This window comes from Aminobacter sp. AP02 (assembly GCF_003148805.1).
Taxonomy (GTDB): Bacteria; Pseudomonadota; Alphaproteobacteria; order Rhizobiales; family Rhizobiaceae; genus Aminobacter.
The window spans coordinates 1-1610 of record NZ_QGGX01000062.1 but is presented as its reverse complement, the minus strand read 5'-3'; the positions used below and the strand labels follow the sequence as shown (position 1 = coordinate 1610).

The 1610-nt window shown below is 64.6% G+C and carries 1 protein-coding gene; it reads left to right on the top strand.

What is annotated here, in order from left to right:
* Positions 1-3 precede the first annotated feature (3 nt).
* Positions 4-1610 (top strand): formate--tetrahydrofolate ligase (locus tag C8K44_RS27170; protein WP_109578858.1); only part of this gene is annotated, 1607 nt, incomplete at its 3' end.

Below are 1610 nucleotides of genomic sequence, written 5' to 3'. Positions count from 1 at the left end.
GTCATGGCCGAATTCAAGACCGACATCGAGATCGCCCGTGCGGCGAAGAAGAAGCAGATCCAGGAGATCGGCGCCAAGATCGGCATTCCGAGCGAGCACTTGCTGCCTTATGGCCACGACAAGGCGAAGATCTCGGCCGAGTTCATTGCGAACGCGCGCAAGAACAAGGACGGCAAGCTGATCCTGGTCACCGCGATCAACCCGACGCCGGCCGGCGAAGGCAAGACCACCACCACGGTTGGCTTGGGCGACGGCCTGAACCGCATCGGCAAGAAGGCAATCGTGTGCATCCGCGAGGCCTCGCTCGGGCCCAATTTCGGCGTCAAGGGCGGTGCGGCCGGTGGCGGTTATGCCCAGGTCGTGCCGATGGAGGACATGAACCTCCACTTCACCGGCGACTTCCACGCCATCACCACCGCCCACAACCTGCTTGCGGCGCTGATCGACAACCACATCTACTGGGGCAACGAGCTCGGCATCGACACCCGCCGCGTGGTGTGGCGCCGGGTGATGGACATGAACGACCGGGCGCTGCGCGAGATCAACTGCTCGCTTGGCGGTGTCGCCAACGGCTTTCCGCGCGAGGCCGGCTTCGACATCACCGTGGCTTCCGAAGTCATGGCGATCCTGTGCCTGGCGACCGACCTCAAGGACCTGGAAAAGCGCCTCGGCGACATCATCGTGGCCTATCGCCGCGACAAGACGGCGGTTTATGCCCGCGACCTCAAGGCCGACGGCGCCATGGCGGTGCTGCTCAAGGACGCGGTCCAGCCCAACCTGGTGCAGACGCTGGAAAACAACCCCGCCTTCGTCCATGGCGGCCCGTTCGCCAACATCGCGCACGGCTGCAACTCGGTGGTCGCCACCACGACCGCGCTGAAGCTCGCCGACTATGTCGTCACCGAAGCCGGCTTCGGCGCTGACCTGGGGGCGGAGAAGTTCTTCGACATCAAGTGCCGCAAGGCCGGCCTGAAGCCTGCGGCAGCGGTGATCGTCGCCACGGTGCGCGCCATGAAGATGAACGGCGGCGTCAAGAAGGAGGATCTCGGCAAGGAAAACGTCGAGGCGGTGAAGAAGGGCTGCGCCAACCTTGGCCGCCACATCGAAAACGTCAAGCAGTTCGGCGTGCCGGCGGTGGTGGCGATCAACCACTTCTATTCCGACACCGACGCCGAGATCCAGGCGATGAAGGACTATGTCGCTTCGATGGGCGAAGAGGCGATCGTGTGCAAGCACTGGGCCAAGGGTTCGGCCGGCATCGAGGAGCTGGCCAACAAGGTGGTCAAGCTCGCCGAGGGCGGTGCCTCGCAATTCGCGCCGCTCTACCCCGACGACATGAAGCTGTTCGACAAGATCGACACCATCGTCAAGCGCATCTACCGCGGCTCGGAGGCGATCGCCGACAAGTCGGTGCGCGACCAGCTGCATGCCTGGGAACAGGCCGGCTACGGCCACCTGCCGGTGTGCATGGCCAAGACGCAATACTCGTTCTCGACCGACCCCAACCTGCGCGGCGCTCCGACGGGCCATGTCGTGCCGGTGCGCGAGGTCAGGCTGTCGGCAGGTGCCGGCTTCGTCGTTGCCATCTGCGGCGAGATCATGACCATGCC